Genomic DNA, 16,581 nt, shown 5'->3' with positions numbered 1-16,581 from the left:
ACTATGTTAAATATAAGTAAATGGCGGATGGTTTTTCTGCTTTTATTGGTGTCTTCTGTAGGTTTTGCGCAGGAGAAGTTTGCTACTTTTGCAGAATCGCTAGGTCAGGTAAGACCTTTTTATGGAGAAAGTGGTCCTGATAATGTAAACTGGATCAACGATGGACAAGCTTATTCTTTCACTGAAAGAAATGAGTCTGGAGCACAGCTAATCAAAAGCTTTAACCCTAAAAATGGTGAAGAAAAGTTAATTTTTAGCACCGAAGGTTTAACCATTCCTGATTCTGATCAGGCTTTTGAATATATGTCTTTTCAATGGTCTGACGATTCTCAATATTTGCTTTTCCAGACTAATTTTCGTCCTGTTTGGCGCAGGTCTGGCATCTCAGATTATTACTATTATTCTGTTGCGGATAAAACTTTGAGCCTTGTAGCCAAAGATGCACAAACAGCTGAACTCTCCCCGGATGGTAAAAAAGTGGGTTATGAAAGAGGCGGAAATCTTTTTGTTTTTGATTTGGCGGGTAAAAAAGAAACGCAGCTTACTGATGATGCAGAAGATGGTTTCTACAATGGCCGATTCGGATGGGCTTATGAAGAAGAATTTGGTTTAGCGCAGGCATGGGAGTGGTCGCACGATAGTAAGTACATCGCTTTTTGGCAATCAGATGAGCGGGAAGTACCTGTTTTTCAAATGACAGACTATCAGGGAACGCATAAGGAATGGGTAGAATTGCCTTATCCTCAAGTAGGTGATACTAATCCTTCTGTTAAAATTGGAGTGATCAATGTAGCACAGAAATCTAAAAAATGGATGGATGTGCCTTTAAATGATGGATACATTCCAAGAATTTACTGGACAGCTGAAACAGCTAAGCTGGCAGTAATGCAGATGAACAGGGCGCAGACTGAAATGCGATTATATATGGCAGATGCCAACAGCGGATCTGCGAAAATGATTTTTGAAGAAACTTCTGATGCCTGGATAGACGTATTCGATTTCTTTGCCGGAATCATGCATTATATGTTCTTCCCGAAAGATGCGAAAGAGTTTTTCTGGATTACAGATAAAGAAGGTTACGCACACTTGTACAGATATGATTATAACGGTAAGTTGATTAACCAGGTAACAGAAGGTAACTGGGAAGTGGTTTTTGTACATTCGGTGGATAGTAAAAAGAAAAAAATTTACTATACATCTACGGAAGGTTCACCTTTGCAAAGGCAGTTATATTCCATCAACTTCAATGGTAAGGGTAAGAAGAAATTAACAGAGTTACCCGGTAAGCACTCTGTTGATATGGCTCCTGAGGCAACTTATTATATTGATCGTTTTTCTAATGTAAATACTCCTCCAAAAGTGGAGCTGCACAGTGCCAATGGTAAACTAATTGAAACACTTGCTGATAATAAAGAAGTGAAACAAGCATTGGAAGGAAGCACTTTTGTTACTCCTGAATTGTCACAGTTCACTAATTCCAGTGGTGATAAAATAGATTTGGCTATTTATAAACCGGCAGGGTTTGAGTCAGGTAAGAAATATCCTATGGTGCTTGATGTGTACGGAGGACCGGGAGCTCAGTCGGTTTACAATCAGTGGAGTGTAAATGCCTGGCATCAGTATCTATTGCATAATGGCTATGTAGTAGTACAAATGAACAACAGAGGCGGTGGCGGTTACGGCCGTGAGTTTGAGAAAGTTGTCTATAAAAATTTAGGACATGCAGAAGCTCAGGATTTTGTAGATGGTGCTAAACATATGGCTGGTTTAGGCTATGTGGATGGTGATAATATGGCTATCAGAGGACATAGCTATGGAGGCTACATTTCCAGCTTTACTATATTAAACCATCCAGATGTATTTAAAGTAGCACTTGTGGGTGCTCCTGTTACCGACTGGAGGTTATATGACAGCATTTATGCTGAAAGATATATGGGCTTGGAAGAAGATAATACTGAAGGGTACCTCAACTCAGCACCTACCACTTATGCGAAAAATCTGACCGGTCACATGCTGATTGCACATAGTACAATGGATGAAAACGTGCATGTACAGAATACATTTCAATTAGTGAAAGCGTTAGTTGATAATGGTAAAGACCATGAGCTGAAAATATTTCCTCCGGGAGCACACGGAGTAGCTTACAATTACCCAAGCTACCTGCTATTGATGAATAGCTATAATAACTATTTAGAGAGATATTTAAAGTAAAGGTTTAATTTTTATCGGTTGAAGGGAAATATGCATGGCATGTTTCCCTTTTTTTAACTATATGAAGTATTTTTTAACAATATTATTTTTAACAACATTTCTTGAGGTTAAGGCACAGGGGAATACGGATTCACTAATCGCAAAATGTTATCCTGAAGTATCCGGACAATATTTTAACGAAACATATAAACAATCTGTCTTTATAGCTTTTAGAATTGGACCAGAAGGAATGGTTGAGGAGGAAAGTATTAATATTTTACATCATTTAACACCAGAAAAAGATGCGAAGGCAGTAAAACTATTGTTAGAAACATCATTTGAAAATACCAAGATAAAGAAAAAGCGAAATAGTGAGGAAATTGAGTGTATAACAATAGCTATTTCTTTCCATCCAGAATCACCAGGTCTTTATTATGATCTCGTGAACAGTCATCACATTGCTTACAAGACCTTATATCAAAATGATATTTCCAGTGCAGCAAAGGGAAAGAAATATTTCGCTGAAGAAAAATATGATTTAGCCTATGAGCAATTTCGAATGGCCTTAAGTAAAGGTAATTATGGCAATGCAGAGCTACATTATTATATGTTTCAGTGTCTAAATGCCTTAGGCGATGAACAGAGTGCCTGTATTTACCTTGAACAAGCTAAAAACATTGACCCCACCTATAAAAGTGAATGGAAAGAAATCTGTAAGTGAGACCATTTCAAAAGTGTTTCGTGAGAGAGGAGTTTCCCCCTTTATTGGAAAGGGGGAGGGATTACGTACTTTGTATCTCATTAACGATCTATGCCATGATTCGTGTCAAAAGCCATGCTTCGTGTCTCACGAAGCATCGATCCCTAAACATGATTGTAGCAAACCTTTACTTTATCTCCAGTGTGCTGTAGCCCTGCCCATGTCTTTTTAGCTGAATTTGGGTAGCTATGCGCTCTTTCAATGAATCCACATGGCTAATAATGCCAATGGTTTTGGAAGATTCTGCCTGAAGTTTTTCCAACGTATCCAGGGTCTGGTCCAGCGTTTCAGGATCTAATGTGCCAAAACCCTCATCAATAAATAAGCTATTGATTTCTACATTGCGGGAGGCCATATCTGATAAAGCCAATGCCAGTGAAAGGCTTAGCAGAAAAGTTTCTCCTCCTGAAAGTGTTTTAACAGACCTGCGCTGTCCACCCATATGCTCATCAATTGCTACCAATCCATCATCCTCTGACTCGGTAGGCTTATCGATACGGTATCTGTCGCTTAAATCCCCAAGTCGTTTATTGGCCAGCACCAGTAATTGCGAGAGGCTGAGATCCTGAGCGAAATCATTAAACTTTTTACCCGTAGCATCACCAATAAGCTCATTCAAAAGTCTCCACCGCTTTGTCTTTTTTCCCTGCTCAGCAATCTCGGTTTTAATGCTTTCAATTTTTTGGAGGTTGTCAGCATCGTTTTTTAGCATTCGTCTCAGGTCTTCACAAGCTTTAAGTAACTCAGCCGAAGCTGTTTTTTTCTCCTGCAGGAGCTCTTTCAATTGCTCAGTATTTTCGGGAACATCTTCTGCCAGAAGTGCTCCCAACTTTTCATTCAGTACAGAAATGGTGTTTTCATGTTGAGCAATCATTTTTTGGATACTTTCTCTGCGCTCTCTCAACTGAATATATTCTGCGTCTGGCAGCAAAGCGCCTCTTGCTTCAACAATTGAGGAAAACCCGGCTGTTTCAATAGCCGGTTTTAAGGAGGTTTCCAATTGAGAAAAACTGGTAGTTATCTGCGCTTCTTTGGCTTGGATGTCATTCAGTTGTTGATTTAAAGACTTAGCTTCCTGCGAAAGCTTAGTCCACTGTTGCAAAATTTGGTTGGTGTCCTTAAATATGTCATCACCAGAGTACAACTCTGCAATTTCAGCTTTTAGTTCTTTACCTTCGTGTACCACCTGCTCTAAATTCTTTTGTAATGGAATAGCATTTTCAAGGGCGGAAATTTGGGAAACAAGAAGTTCATACGCTTCCATTTGTTGAAGCTGCTTTTTAATATTTTGGCTACTTTCATCCCATGAACCGGACACTCGTTGCTTTTCAAAATCTGCAAACTGACTGGAAAAAAGATCACTTTGTTGTTGCAGTTCCTCTTCTGCTTTTTGCTTGTTGACCAGTGTTTTCTGTAGCTGTTGAGTATTGAATTTTAATTTGTTTTCCGCTTCAGAAAGCTGCTTTCGGATAGCTTCCAGATCTATGGTGGTTTTCTTTATAGCATTTACAATTTCAGAAGTCTCTGCCGGCTTGCCAGTAGCAAAAGGATGGTGTACAGCACCACAAAGAGGGCAGGGTTCGCCATCGGTTAGCTTAGCGCGGTGCTCTTCCAGGCTGGCACGTAATTCCTTGTTTTCCTTTTCAAGTTGTTGTTTTTGCAGTCTTTCATTTAGTGTTTCCTCTTTCTCTTTTAAAGAATTAATATGTTGGGGAAGAGGTTGGTTTTGCTTATTTATTTGTTCCTCTTCCTGTTTAAGCTTAGCGAGCTCATTCTCAGTTCTGGTAATGTTTTCTGCCAGCTGCCGGGCTTTGAAAATGCTTTCTAAACTGTTATTTAACCTGCTTTTTTCTGTGGAAAGTTTGCTTACATCAATTCCTTGAAGGCTTTGCCTATAATCATCAAGTTGTCTTTCCAGGGAATCCTTCAGTTTGTTCAGTTGGTTAAGGTCAGGTTCCGAACTTTTATCTTTTGCTTCAAAATTAAAATGCTGCAATTCTCTTTGCAGTTGCGCTTTAAGCGTTGAGTAGTCTTTTACCTTTTCAGCTCTTTTCTGAAGCAATGCATTAATTTTTTTACTGAATTCCTGAAGAGTAGCCTCTACATTTTCTGGTTGTAAGTTCTGATGGGTGAAATTGGCTGCTTCTTGAAGAGTTACAGATTGTTGCTTTGCATTGTTAGCCTTATAATCATTCAGCTTCTCAATGTCAGCATGCAATTCTTTTAGGAGGTTTGATTGTCTGCCCCATTCACGAAGATCATCTGCATGTTTTTGAACACGCTCATGCGTAGCAATTGCTTGGCCATATTTTTCTTTAAACTCATCTAATTGCTTTACTTGGGCAGCCTTTTTATTCTCCTGATCCTTAAGCTCTAGCTTTTGCTTTTCAATCAGGCTTTTTTGTTCAATCTTTTTTTCCAGCGCCTTTATTTCAGCCTCCTTAGGTTGGTATGCCCTTTCTTTTTCCGCCAACTCATTTTTCTTCTCCTCTTTGAGATCAGGTGCCAGTAGGTTTTCCTGTAAAAACAGGATATTGTCTTTTCTTGTTTTAATTTCCTTGTTTACTTCCCTGAACTTATCGTACGCTCTAATTCCGAGGTTTCTATAAATGCCGGTTCCTGTAATTTTCTCTAGTAATTCACCTCTTTCATCCTTTTTAGCCCTTAAAAACTGTGCGAATTCACCCTGCGCCAACACTACAGATTTAATAAACTGGTTATAATTTAAGCCAATCAGTTCTTCATTTTTTGCAGGCACTTCCGATTTTTTGCAGTCAATCAGTTCTCCCGATTCAAAATGGTAGATTTCCATTTCATAATCATTCAGGTTGTTATTCCTGTTGATGGCGATGCTCCATTTTGAGGTATAGTTGCCCTCTGCACAAGCGTAAGTCACAGCTGCGTAGGCTTCTCGCTGGTTTCTGGTAAGTAAAGCACCTTTCTCCAAAATTTCCTTCTTACTAATTTTTCCAAGTCTGGGTACATGGTTAAAAAGGGCAAGAGAGATAACATCTAGAATAGTGCTTTTTCCACTTCCGGTGGGGCCGGTAATGGCAAATAGCGAGCCTGAAGTGAAAGGAGCTTTTGTAAAGTCGATTTCATGGCTACCCCTAAGTGAGTTGATATTCTGAAAAGCTATTTTAAGAATTTTCATGCGTCCGCAGCAGTTTTATCATCCGATTGTACTTCTTCCAACAGTTCATCAAATGCAGCTAAAATCTCTTTTTGAGTTTCAGTATCATATTCATGTCGGCTAATTAATTCCTCAAATACCTCTTTTGGCTTTAAATCCTGCAACTGTGTATGTTGATTGTAAAGCGCAGATGCTCCCTGAATTTTATGAGTAAAATCAGTGCGATGCTTTACTATTTCGAATCCCGGTTTCTGGAATTCTGTCACAAGCTGATCGAATCCCAGGATTTTATTGGCATCATAACTTTCTTCCTTCAGGATCAGCTCTATCAGCGTATCAAGCGCCCTTGAGTTTTCCAGCTCACTTAGTTTAAATTGAAGTGCTTCAAGGTTGCCCGAAATTTTTAACAGTTGTCGGAAGGAAGGAATAGCAATGCTTTCCGGTTCATAACCTTTTTCAGTATCTAAAATCAGAACCCTTTTTTTATCGGCATACTCACTGAAAGAAAGAGGGATAGGGGAGCCACTGTAAAAGGTGGGAACTAATGCTTTTACTTGCTGTGGTTTATGAATATGCCCTAAAGCGATGTAGCGAAAATAATCTCCAAAATGAGTGGCTTCAAAAGCTGCCAGGTTACCGATTTGTATGTCCCGCTCACTTTCAGAGGTGGACATGCCGGCAGCAAAAAGATGTCCCATGGCAAGGGCGGGCACATTGGGGTAATGCGTTTTGCAAAGATCAGCTACTTGATGAAAAGTGTTTTCAATTCCTTTTTGAACGGCTTCCACACGCTCAGCATAGGTTTCTCCTTCAGCGGCACTGCGCAAGTCCGCATCACGGAGAAAGGGAATGGCAGCAATTACCATTTCATTTTGCCCCGATTCATTTTGAATAGGAATGAGTGTATCGGCTAAATCTTCAGGCAGGCCACCCACTACATGCATATCCAATTCTTTTAATATTTCCCTTGGTGCATTCAGCATGGCCGGAGAATCGTGATTGCCTCCCGTAAGAATAATTTTGCAATCAAGCTTACGCAGTTTCATCAGGGCACGGTAATATTGTTTTCTTGCTTCAGATGAAGGATTGGCCAGGTCAAAAACATCTCCGGAGATTAACAGCAGTTCCACTTCCCTGGCGCTAATTGTTTGGCAGAGCCAGTCAATAAACAGGTCGAAATCAGGAGCAAGCTCATGTTTATGCAGTTTTTTACCTATGTGCCAGTCGGCTGTGTGGAGTATTTTCATGAGGATTGAAGAATTTAATTCAAACTTATAAAATAACGCAGAGAATTCTGACAGATTTTTGAAATCATCATGCCCTTAAATTTGGATAGGAAACCTCTATGTCACACATTGCTTTATCTTAATACATAAAGTTATTAGGATAGTTAACCCGGCAGAGAAAGTTGAAGTATGTACTATCATGTTATTAGAAGGATACATTTACGTTGGCTTTTTTATCTTTAAAATATACTTGTAAGGCTTTAGCTACTTGAAAATTATAGTCAATATCCTTTAATGCAATGACCTGTATTTTCATTGTTTCTTGAATTATAGCTATACGATGAAGAGAAAGGATTTATGAATGGTTTTGTACTTCAGTTGATGTTTGGTATTAAATTTCTTTAAGCTTTTCAACCTCCCCCTGAAAGAATAAAAAATGTTTCTTGTTACAACCTCTTTAAAAATACTTTACTTAAATTACGCAATCGATTGCGAAAAATGTAAAATAGTTTTGTTTTCTACTTCATTTTTACAAATTTTAATCGCTTGATGGTTTGTCGTCAGAATAATTTGATCCTTACATACCCAATTACCAAATTTTTAACCAATATGAAAATTATAAAATTACTATCCCTATTTGTGCTTCTATTAACCACACTCCAATATGCTTGTGGGCAAGACTTGAAACTTAATGAGCTTGAATATTTCGAGAGGCAGGGAGTAAATGTATTGGTTTACAATAATCTTTTTACAGGTGGTTTTAATGATGAGAAAAATGCTGGTATAGAATTAATTCACCATGGAGTGAGAACGGCACAAGGCGGTGCAGTGCGACTCTCCAGCACACCAGAACAGTGGGACCTTGTGCCTAATATTATCTCAAGAAAGGTTGACAGGAAAGCCAACTCTATTGAATCTACCTTGCGATATAAAGACTATGATTTTGAATCTCGGGTAGTTGTAAAAGCGAAAGGTAAAGCCGTTGAGGTTTCTGTTTACCTTGACAAACCTGTTCCTAAAGAACTTGAAGGAAATGCAGGATTTAACCTCGAATTTCTACCTTCTAAATATTGGGCCAAAACCTATTTGATGGATGACCGAATAAATCGATTTCCACGCTATGTGGTGGGCAATACTGTTACTAAGCCTAACAGTGAAAAGCTTAAGCAATTTAAAGGATATGTCACTTCTGACGACAGGGGTACGGGCAAATTCATAGAACCGCTTCCGCTGGAAACCGGCCGTACATTGCTTCTTGCGCCTGATGAACCTGAGCAGATGGTCAAAATCACTTCTCAAGATGCAGATCTAATGCTTTTTGACGGCAGAATCCTGGCTCAAAATGGCTGGTTTGTTGTACGGAGCTTGCTTCCTGCAGGGAAAACAGGTAAAGTACTTACCTGGACTATTGAACCAAATGCCATCAAAGACTGGAAAAGAGAGCCAAATATAGGTTTCTCTCAGGTAGGCTATCTCCCTTCTCAACCTAAAGTCTCTGTGATTGAACTTGATAAACAAGATAAGCCACTTTCAAATGCATCGATCTATAAAATTGGGAATGACGGTACAGCTACTGAAGTATTCAATGGTAAAATTGAATCGTGGGGCGATTATTTTAAATATCATTATGTGAAATTCGATTTTTCCTCCGTTAAAACGCCTGGCATTTATTATATTCAGTATGGCGATTTTAAAACCAATAATTTTATAATCAATGAGGATGTGTATGACAACATAACCGATGCCACCAGCGATATATGGATTCCTATACACATGAATCACATGTACGTAAACGAAGCCTACAGGACATGGCACGGAGAGCCCTTTAAAGATGGCTACCTGCAGGCACCACCTAATACCGATCATTTCGACATCCATTCACAAGGCCCCACCACCGACACAAAGTATAAAGCGCTGGAGTTGATCCCGGGTTTAAACGTAGGTGGCTTTTTTGATGCCGGAGATTTTGATATAGAAACAGGATCTAACATTGGTGTGGTACAGAATTTTGTTCAGACCTGGGAATATTTCAAGCCTATGAGGGATCAGACTTTTATAGACCAGGAGCAGCGCTATGTTGATCTTCATCGTCCGGATGGCACGCCAGATGTGTTACAGTTTATTGAACATGGAACCTTGCAATTGGTAGCTCAGGCGGAAATAATTGGTCATATGGGCTTAACACTTACCAATTCAGTACTTGATAATTATCACCACTTAGGTGATGCAGCCTCTCTGACAGACGGGCTTCCTTACAATGCGGAACTCGGCCCTTATGAGGTAGCTCCTGATGGCAAGTCAAGTGGAGTAAAGGATGATATGTGGGCATTTACAAGCCGCAGTGCTGCCCGGGATTTAAGAGCTGCGACCATGTTTGCAGCAGCAAGCCGGGCATTAAAGGGCTATAATGATGATCTTTCTGAGAGAGCCTTGTTTCAGTCGAAGCGGCTGCTCAAAGAAGCGACCGAATTATTAGCCACTCAGCCACAGGATAGTTTTGACATGCGGTGGGGAGCATTAGGAGACATATCTACTAATCTGCAACTGTATATCTCAACAGGCGAGCAGCAGTATGCAGATAAGTATCAGGAGCTTCTGTGGCCGGCTCTGGAGCAAAATGTGAATTTTATATTGTTAACAGCACTACATGCCATTCCACACATGAATCCTTCCTACAAAGAAAAGCTCAAACCTTATGTAGTAAAGTACAAAGATTATATCAGCGAGCTTGAACAAGATAATCCTTACGGAGTACCAATCGGTCTTGGTAACTGGGCAGGCAGTGGAATGATTGTGAATTTTGGTACTACTATCTGTTTCGCTAACAAGCATTTTCCGGATATTATAGAGGCGCGCCATGCTTTTAAAACCACGGATTGGTTATATGGCAATCATCCATACCATAATTATTCATTGGTGGCTACAGTAGGCGCAGCTCGTCCTAAAGAAGTTTTTTATGGTAATAACAGGGCTGATTTTTCTTTTATCCCCGGGAATGTTGCTCCCGGTCTGTTGTTCAGAAAGCCAGATCACTTTGAAAACTATGATGACTGGCCATTTTTATGGGGACAAAACGAAGGCACTATTGGCGGGAATACCAGCTATTTGATTTTTGGATCAGCATTTAAGAACCTGATAAAATAGAGATTTTATATAGTATTCTTTAAAAGAATATTTCAGCATTTTTCAAGTGCCAGCCATTGACATAGATGAAGGCTGGTATTTGAAATGTGTTGTTATCCGGTGTTTTCATTGCTTTCATGAATTATACATATATGATGAGGGAAAGCGGTTTATGAATGCTTTTAAATTACAGTTGATGTTTGGTGTTTTTAACTGTCTTCCATTTTTCTAATCATTTGTTATAGTCTTAATAAGTTAAGAGCATTTTTCTATTTTTTTTCTAATCATTTGTAGGAATAGTATAATTAACTTTTTATATTTAACAAGCTAATTATCAGTCTGTTTCAAAGAAAATAGAACCCGTAAAAGATGCCTTCTCAACCAAAATCCACGACTCCAAAGGATCAAAACCTGCACCAGCGTTCACAACAAGCTCAAAACAACAACAGAAGTCACGGTATTCAGCCCAGGCAAATGGGAAGAGAGATGAAAAGAGATTTAACACGATTTCATTCTCCTACTACTGAAAATAAGGATTCAGTACCCGTACAATTAGAAGCACTATCTGCCAGCAATACTTTTGCAGAGGGTGATTCTGGAAATAATGCTTCAGAGATAAAAAGAGGGCATCATCAAATTACACAAAAAATGGGTAGGAGCATTTCAGGCAATAAAGAAAAGCCTGATTTAGATCTAGCTGAAAGTCCGCCTAATAACCCTCAACATCAGATAACCCAGAAAACAAGTAAAATTACTGAAAGCATCACCGAAAAGTCAAACTCAAACAACACAGGTTTACCCGATGATCTCAAATCCGGAATAGAAAATCTCTCTGGTTATTTGATGGATGATGTGAAAGTCCATAGAAACTCAGATAAACCCGCACAGCTTCAGGCCCATGCTTATGCACAAGGTACAGATATTCATCTTGGATCGGGGCAAGAAAAACATTTGCCTCATGAAGCCTGGCATGTGGTCCAGCAAAAACAAGGCAGGGTAAAGCCAACCATGCAGATGAAGGGAGGAGTGAATGTGAATGATGATAAAGGTTTGGAGAAGGAAGCGGATGTGATGGGTGGGAAGACTTTTATGTTTGTAGACAACCGTCCTGAGGCTGTTGCGCAAAGAGGGGTACAAGAAATGGAGAACCATACTGTGCTGTTACATCAAACGATACAAAAAAAAGCTGATTATTTAGATTCTATTGCTTTTAATGTCACTCAATTAAATCGATGGGGGGAATGGGAAGATTCTCTTTCAAAAGTAACCCCAAGCACAGCAGAGCTTGCAACTTTTGGGATGTCCATTGTCAATATGTTTCGAGACAGAGGAATTCAAGCTAGAATTGGAGGAAGCTTGGCCGCAAAAATGTATGGAGGGACCCGCGATCCGTTAGATTTAGATATTGAAATCCCCGGGCGTTTGGAAAATAGTGCTGAGGCAAAAGGTATATTTCAACGCTTAATCGGACGGCCTGAAATAGCTTGGATTCAAGGTAAAAGTATATTCTTCATTACGGATTTTTCCAAAGCTTCAGGAGTTATCAATATAACTTATAAAAGTGGTGTTACCGAGCGTGAATTGGATCCACTTGAGGATGATGAGGAAATTGAAAGTGCTTTTGACGGTCTGGCGGAAGCACCTGCTTTTCAAACTAGCGTAGATTTTTCAAGTGAATCTTTATTTGCTTCTAAAGATTTAGAACCAACTTCCACTCAAAATGATGATCGCGGGCACTATGGATGGGATTATTTGGTTGCTTCATATTTAAACCGCTTAGCTTCTAATTTGGAAGAACAGGTTCCAGATCCCAAAGATGATCGAGGACAGGTAAAAGCTATTTTGACACAACTTATTGAAAGTAAAGGGATTAGTAAACTAGATATAAAAGAATTTATCGAGAATTGTAAGAAAATAATAATGGGGTATGTGAAGAATTCTAATGATAAAAGCGAGAGAATTATCAAAATTTACGAATCGATTGGAACGGAGGTTGAAGAAAGTTTCAGTAAGTAGAAGGTACTTTCTGGAAAAACGAAGGTATATATACGAAACCCTCCAGAGGAAAGAGAAACGTTAGACTTTGTATTGTATATGGTTAGTGATACTTATCTAGCCATTGAAGAATTAGCTGAGGATAGGGGGCTTGAGGTTGAGGCTGAGCTGGTGCCAGGTTTTAAAAGTGGAGAACCTTTCTTCAAGAGACCAAATAGAAACAGCCTTATTGTATTGTCTCAGTGGTGCCTAACAAAAGAAGTATTGTGGATAGTATAACAGATTATATCGTTGAAGAGTATGGAGGGTGATTTTTTCTATACATTTAATAGCCCTAGATATCCAGGATTTGCAATCCCGAACTTCTAATATAGAGCATTTTTCCAAATGTATAAATCCTATAACACCAATAAACGCCATTAAAACAAGTGTTTATTCAAAACATTGTAGGACATCGCTCTTAATGTCAAACTTTCTAACCTATATTAGATTCACATCATTAACACAGCAAAAATTCTTACAAAATGAGTAACTTCACCTGATAATTATCTATCCTCAAAGCCCATGGAAACAAGGCCTATCAAGCAAAATGACTTAGCATTTGATTTCTAACTTGTTGAAAGAAAATAAGCTTCCTTATGAAGACCTGCTTAGCTCGCAGGTGCTATTTATCACCAGAAAGTCAGGTGAGAAACTGATTGCCTGTATAGGCATTGAAAAGTATGGTTCAGAGGCACTTTTACGCTCATTTGCAGTGGATGATTCATTTAAAAATAAGGGAATTGGAGCTGAATTGCTTCACGAATTACTTACTAAATGCGAAGAAGAAGGTGTGAAAACTTTGCATCTGCTAACAACCACTGCAGCTGAGTATTTTTATAAAACAGAATGGTATGAAAAGCTAAATCTAGTTGAATTTTGCTTTGAAGATGAAGGTAAACAGCTTCATGAAGTATGTAATGACTTCCTGAAGCGGGAATTCTCCGCCTATAGATTTGTCGATGGGATCATTGTGGAGGTTAATTCAAAGGAGGAAATTATTGAAATTGAAGAAGCATTAAATCAGTCCGACAAGTTTAAGCCTGTCAAAACACATTTATCTACCGCACTTAGATTGCTTGCAGACAAAAAGTCTCCTGATTATAGAAATTCAATAAAGGAATCCATTTCGGCAGTTGAATCAATTTCAAAAATAATTGTTGCCGACAATTCTACGACATTAGGACAAGCTCTTAAAGAGATTGAAAAGAGACATAAGATACCAAAAAGCTTAAAGTCTGCATTCAGTACCCTCTACGGATACACTTCAGACGTAGGAGGGATAAGACATGCACTACTAGATGGCGATGATGAAGTCAAGCTTGAGGAAGCGAAGTTTATGTTAGTTGCTTGCTCTGCTTTTATAAACTACCTAATTACCAAAATATAAAACCTTTATGATTCATAGCTGGGACTTGGATAAAGCAGTGGTAGAGCTTTGTAGGAAGTCCGTCCATCCGTAGGATTGAATTACGGGGTGGGAAATCGCAACTATATTACAAGAAAAACAATAACTATGCATACATTGTCCGTTAACTATAACCCTCAAAGAAAACATTAAATGAATTACGAAGAGCATTTTAAAATATCTTGTGAAAAGCGAGAAGATTATTGGAAGAGTATTGGAAAATTATTTCCTGATGTTATAGGAAATATGATAAATCCATCATTCATGGGAGGACCAAGATGGCCCTGTTTGAGACAAGCTCATATTGGAGTACAATTACACGATAAAATAATTATCTCTTCAGATGGTTTAAGTGATCCATATGATGATTATGATGCAAACACTGAAAACCAATCCTACAATGGTATTGGCATAGAACTTTATGCCATCTCTGAAAACAAGTACAATAATATTCAAGAAATTATTGATTCGTGGGAATTTAATATTCTTAGACAAGTAAGTAGTATGGCTGCTTCCAATCCAAATATTTCTTATATGTTGAATGATTACGGTTATATTTCGTCAACTATTAACGGAATTGACTTGCCGAGTAAGTTTTTAGGTGTAAATGGAGAAACTGGTGTTCTATTAGGATTAAAGACGAATGAAGTTTTAGATAAAATCAAGCTAAGTATTGAGGAAATATCCTTAGTAAATGTAGCTATTTTAACAAAAAGAGAATTGGACTATATAATTGAGAATGGTGCAAAGGGTAGAACAGAAGTTGCAAACAAACTGACAGAGCAAGGATATTATAAGCTATCAAAAGATAGAGAATCTGTAATATAAATCTATCGCTGACACAGTTTTTTCAAACATATTAAAAATGGAGATGGTACACCTCTTGTAAATGGCAAAAAGGTTACTGGATTTTCAAATACTGAGTAGGAAGCTGTACAGTTAACTAATGTTGTAGCTTTTACCAGTAAAAGATATGCAAAAAGAAAAATGTGGTATATTTTCAAAAGGAGATGACTGAGGCCAATATGCTCAAGAAGATAGCTTATTGATCACTGGTCGAAATCCAGCTTCTCCATAACTAGTAGCTGAATTCTTATTTAAAAAATTGGAAGAATAAATTGCTCACCACAGGTGCTAAAAATCCATAGGTTTACCGAACTGCTTACAAAGCACGTTAAGATCAGATAATTTTAAACAAATTAACAATCAAGCCTATTGATTTTAGCCTGGGGTTAGCAGTAATCTGCACAACACCAACAGCCTAAACATAGAAGTGACTACATCAAACGTAGATTAGGCTACCTCATTCTCTTCTTCCAACCCTAACTTTGTTCTATAATTTAAAAACAGAAAGATGAAAATTGTAGTAACGGGTTCTCTGGGAAATATAAGTAAACCGCTCACAAAAATTCTGACAGCAAATACGCACCAGGTTGTTGTAATAAGCAGCAGTACGGACAGAAGAGAGGACATTGAAAAAACAGGAGCTACTGCAGCGATTGGTAGTATTGATGATGTCTTATTTTTGAACGCAACCTTTCAGGGTGCTGATGCTGTGTATTTGATGATTCCGCCAAATTTTAAGGAGTTCAATAGTTTGGGGTACTATAAAAGAATCGCAGAAAATTATAGAAAGGCCATTCAAAATTCTGGTGTTGAACAAATTGTATTTTTAAGCAGTTGGGGAGCACACCTGGATCTGGGAACAGGAACCATTCTGGGATCCCATCACGCTGAATTCATCTTAAATGAGTTAGATGCTGTACATAAAACCTATATCCGCCCCGTATCTTTCTATTATAATTTGCTCAATTATATTGAAATGATCAAGAATACCGGCATTATCGGGTCCAATTTTAAAAGGGATGATAAAATAGCCTGGGTACACCCGGAAGATATTGCACAGGCGGTGAGCGAAGAATTGATGGTAAGAGCTGAAGAAAGCACCAGAATTAGATATGTAGCCAGCGATGAAAAAACCGCGGCAGAAACCGCACATATTTTAGGACAAGCGATTGACCGCCCTGATTTGGATTGGGTTCCTTTTTCAGATGCCGATGTTGAAAAAAGTTTGAAGGAAAGGGGACTTCCAGAAAAGTTCGCGCAGGATTTAGTAGCGATCAATGCTTCCATCAGTTCAGGACGAATGGGTGAAGATTATGAAAAAAACAAACCCGAATTAGGTAATATAAAATTAGAACAGTACGCAAGGGAGTTCGCCAAAGCTTTTCATCAACAATAAAATATAATCATGGAAAATTCAATTTCAACACTTACCTATCCCACAAAAAATGAAACGAGCGTGTTTCATGACCTTAGGGGATGGCATATCGCCATACGAACAACAGCCTACACAGCCTTTATCGCCTGGTACCAGAAAAACCTGGACTTCAGGTTAGTGAAAGAATTTACTGCCGGAGAAATGCAACTGGCACTTATTGCTCCTCCGGGAGATAACAATTTTATCCTTGAAGTATTAGGAGTTAAGGACCATCAGGAATCACTTTCAGAAGTAAAACTGGGTTATGATCATCTGTGTTTTAACGTGGATAATTTGGAAGCTACAATGAGCGCATTGAAACTTCGGGATATTGAAATTGTCAGAACTTTTGAAGTTCCTGTTATTGGAAAACGTGTAGCTTTCATTAACGATCCTTTTGGAAATAAAATCGAATTTAGTGAAGAACTAAAACTCCAGAACCCATAG

The 16,581-nt window shown here is 38.6% G+C and carries 11 protein-coding genes; 9 read left to right on the top strand and 2 right to left on the bottom strand.

All coding sequences use genetic code 11. From position 1 onward, the window contains the following. The first annotated feature begins 3 nt into the window (after nucleotides 1–3). Together IEV85_RS03865 and IEV85_RS03860 are read left to right on the top strand one after the other, a co-directional pair. Nucleotides 4–2,211 (top strand): DPP IV N-terminal domain-containing protein, encoded by a 2,208-nt coding sequence (locus tag IEV85_RS03865; protein WP_188460481.1) that lies wholly within the window; start codon nucleotides 4–6, stop codon nucleotides 2,209–2,211. A 61-nt stretch (nucleotides 2,212–2,272) separates the two neighbouring features. Continuing rightward, nucleotides 2,273–2,911, top strand: coding sequence for a hypothetical protein (locus IEV85_RS03860; RefSeq protein ID WP_188460480.1), 639 nt, complete (start codon nucleotides 2,273–2,275; stop codon nucleotides 2,909–2,911). 166 nt (nucleotides 2,912–3,077) lie between these two features. On the opposite strand, the gene IEV85_RS03855 is transcribed toward IEV85_RS03860, so the two are convergent. Both IEV85_RS03855 and IEV85_RS03850 read right to left on the bottom strand, forming a co-directional pair. Beyond that, nucleotides 3,078–6,104 (bottom strand): AAA family ATPase, encoded by a 3,027-nt coding sequence (locus IEV85_RS03855; RefSeq protein ID WP_188460479.1) that lies wholly within the window; start codon nucleotides 6,102–6,104, stop codon nucleotides 3,078–3,080. Continuing rightward, entirely contained in the window at nucleotides 6,101–7,330 is a 1,230-nt protein-coding gene (locus IEV85_RS03850) for an exonuclease SbcCD subunit D C-terminal domain-containing protein (RefSeq protein ID WP_188460478.1), read from the bottom strand. The genes IEV85_RS03855 and IEV85_RS03850 overlap by 4 nt, the downstream gene beginning before the upstream one ends. Nucleotides 7,331–7,918: 588 nt before the next feature. On the opposite strand from IEV85_RS03850, the gene IEV85_RS03845 reads away from it, so the two are divergent. The 7 genes from IEV85_RS03845 to IEV85_RS03815 all read left to right on the top strand — a co-directional run bounded on the left by IEV85_RS03845 (nucleotide 7,919) and on the right by IEV85_RS03815 (nucleotide 16,581). Continuing rightward, nucleotides 7,919–10,453 carry a cellulase N-terminal Ig-like domain-containing protein gene (locus tag IEV85_RS03845; protein WP_188460477.1) on the top strand — a complete coding sequence of 845 codons (2,535 nt, stop codon included), beginning with the start codon at nucleotides 7,919–7,921 and terminating at the stop codon, nucleotides 10,451–10,453. Between the two features lie 465 nt (nucleotides 10,454–10,918). Then, complete coding sequence (locus IEV85_RS24810; protein WP_229712495.1) at nucleotides 10,919–12,448, top strand: eCIS core domain-containing protein; 1,530 nt, start codon at nucleotides 10,919–10,921, stop codon at nucleotides 12,446–12,448. 78 nt (nucleotides 12,449–12,526) lie between these two features. Further along, nucleotides 12,527–12,706, top strand: coding sequence for a hypothetical protein (locus tag IEV85_RS03835; protein WP_188460476.1), 180 nt, complete (start codon nucleotides 12,527–12,529; stop codon nucleotides 12,704–12,706). Nucleotides 12,707–13,028: 322 nt separating this feature from the next. Then, a complete protein-coding gene (locus IEV85_RS03830) occupies nucleotides 13,029–13,856 on the top strand; it encodes a GNAT family N-acetyltransferase (protein ID WP_188460475.1) in 828 nt (275 codons plus the stop codon). A 171-nt stretch (nucleotides 13,857–14,027) separates the two neighbouring features. After that, nucleotides 14,028–14,702: a hypothetical protein gene (locus tag IEV85_RS03825; protein WP_188460474.1), complete on the top strand. Its 675-nt coding sequence runs from the start codon at nucleotides 14,028–14,030 to the stop codon at nucleotides 14,700–14,702. Between the two features lie 526 nt (nucleotides 14,703–15,228). Then, nucleotides 15,229–16,116 (top strand): NAD(P)H-binding protein, encoded by an 888-nt coding sequence (locus tag IEV85_RS03820; RefSeq protein ID WP_188460473.1) that lies wholly within the window; start codon nucleotides 15,229–15,231, stop codon nucleotides 16,114–16,116. Between the two features lie 9 nt (nucleotides 16,117–16,125). Then, nucleotides 16,126–16,581: a VOC family protein gene (locus IEV85_RS03815; RefSeq protein ID WP_188460472.1), complete on the top strand. Its 456-nt coding sequence runs from the start codon at nucleotides 16,126–16,128 to the stop codon at nucleotides 16,579–16,581.

Origin of the sequence: Marivirga lumbricoides, assembly GCF_014636295.1 — a bacterium.
GTDB lineage: Bacteria > Bacteroidota > Bacteroidia > Cytophagales > Cyclobacteriaceae > Marivirga > Marivirga lumbricoides.
The sequence above is the reverse complement of the archived record's forward strand: the minus strand, read 5'-3'. Positions and strand labels throughout refer to the sequence as shown.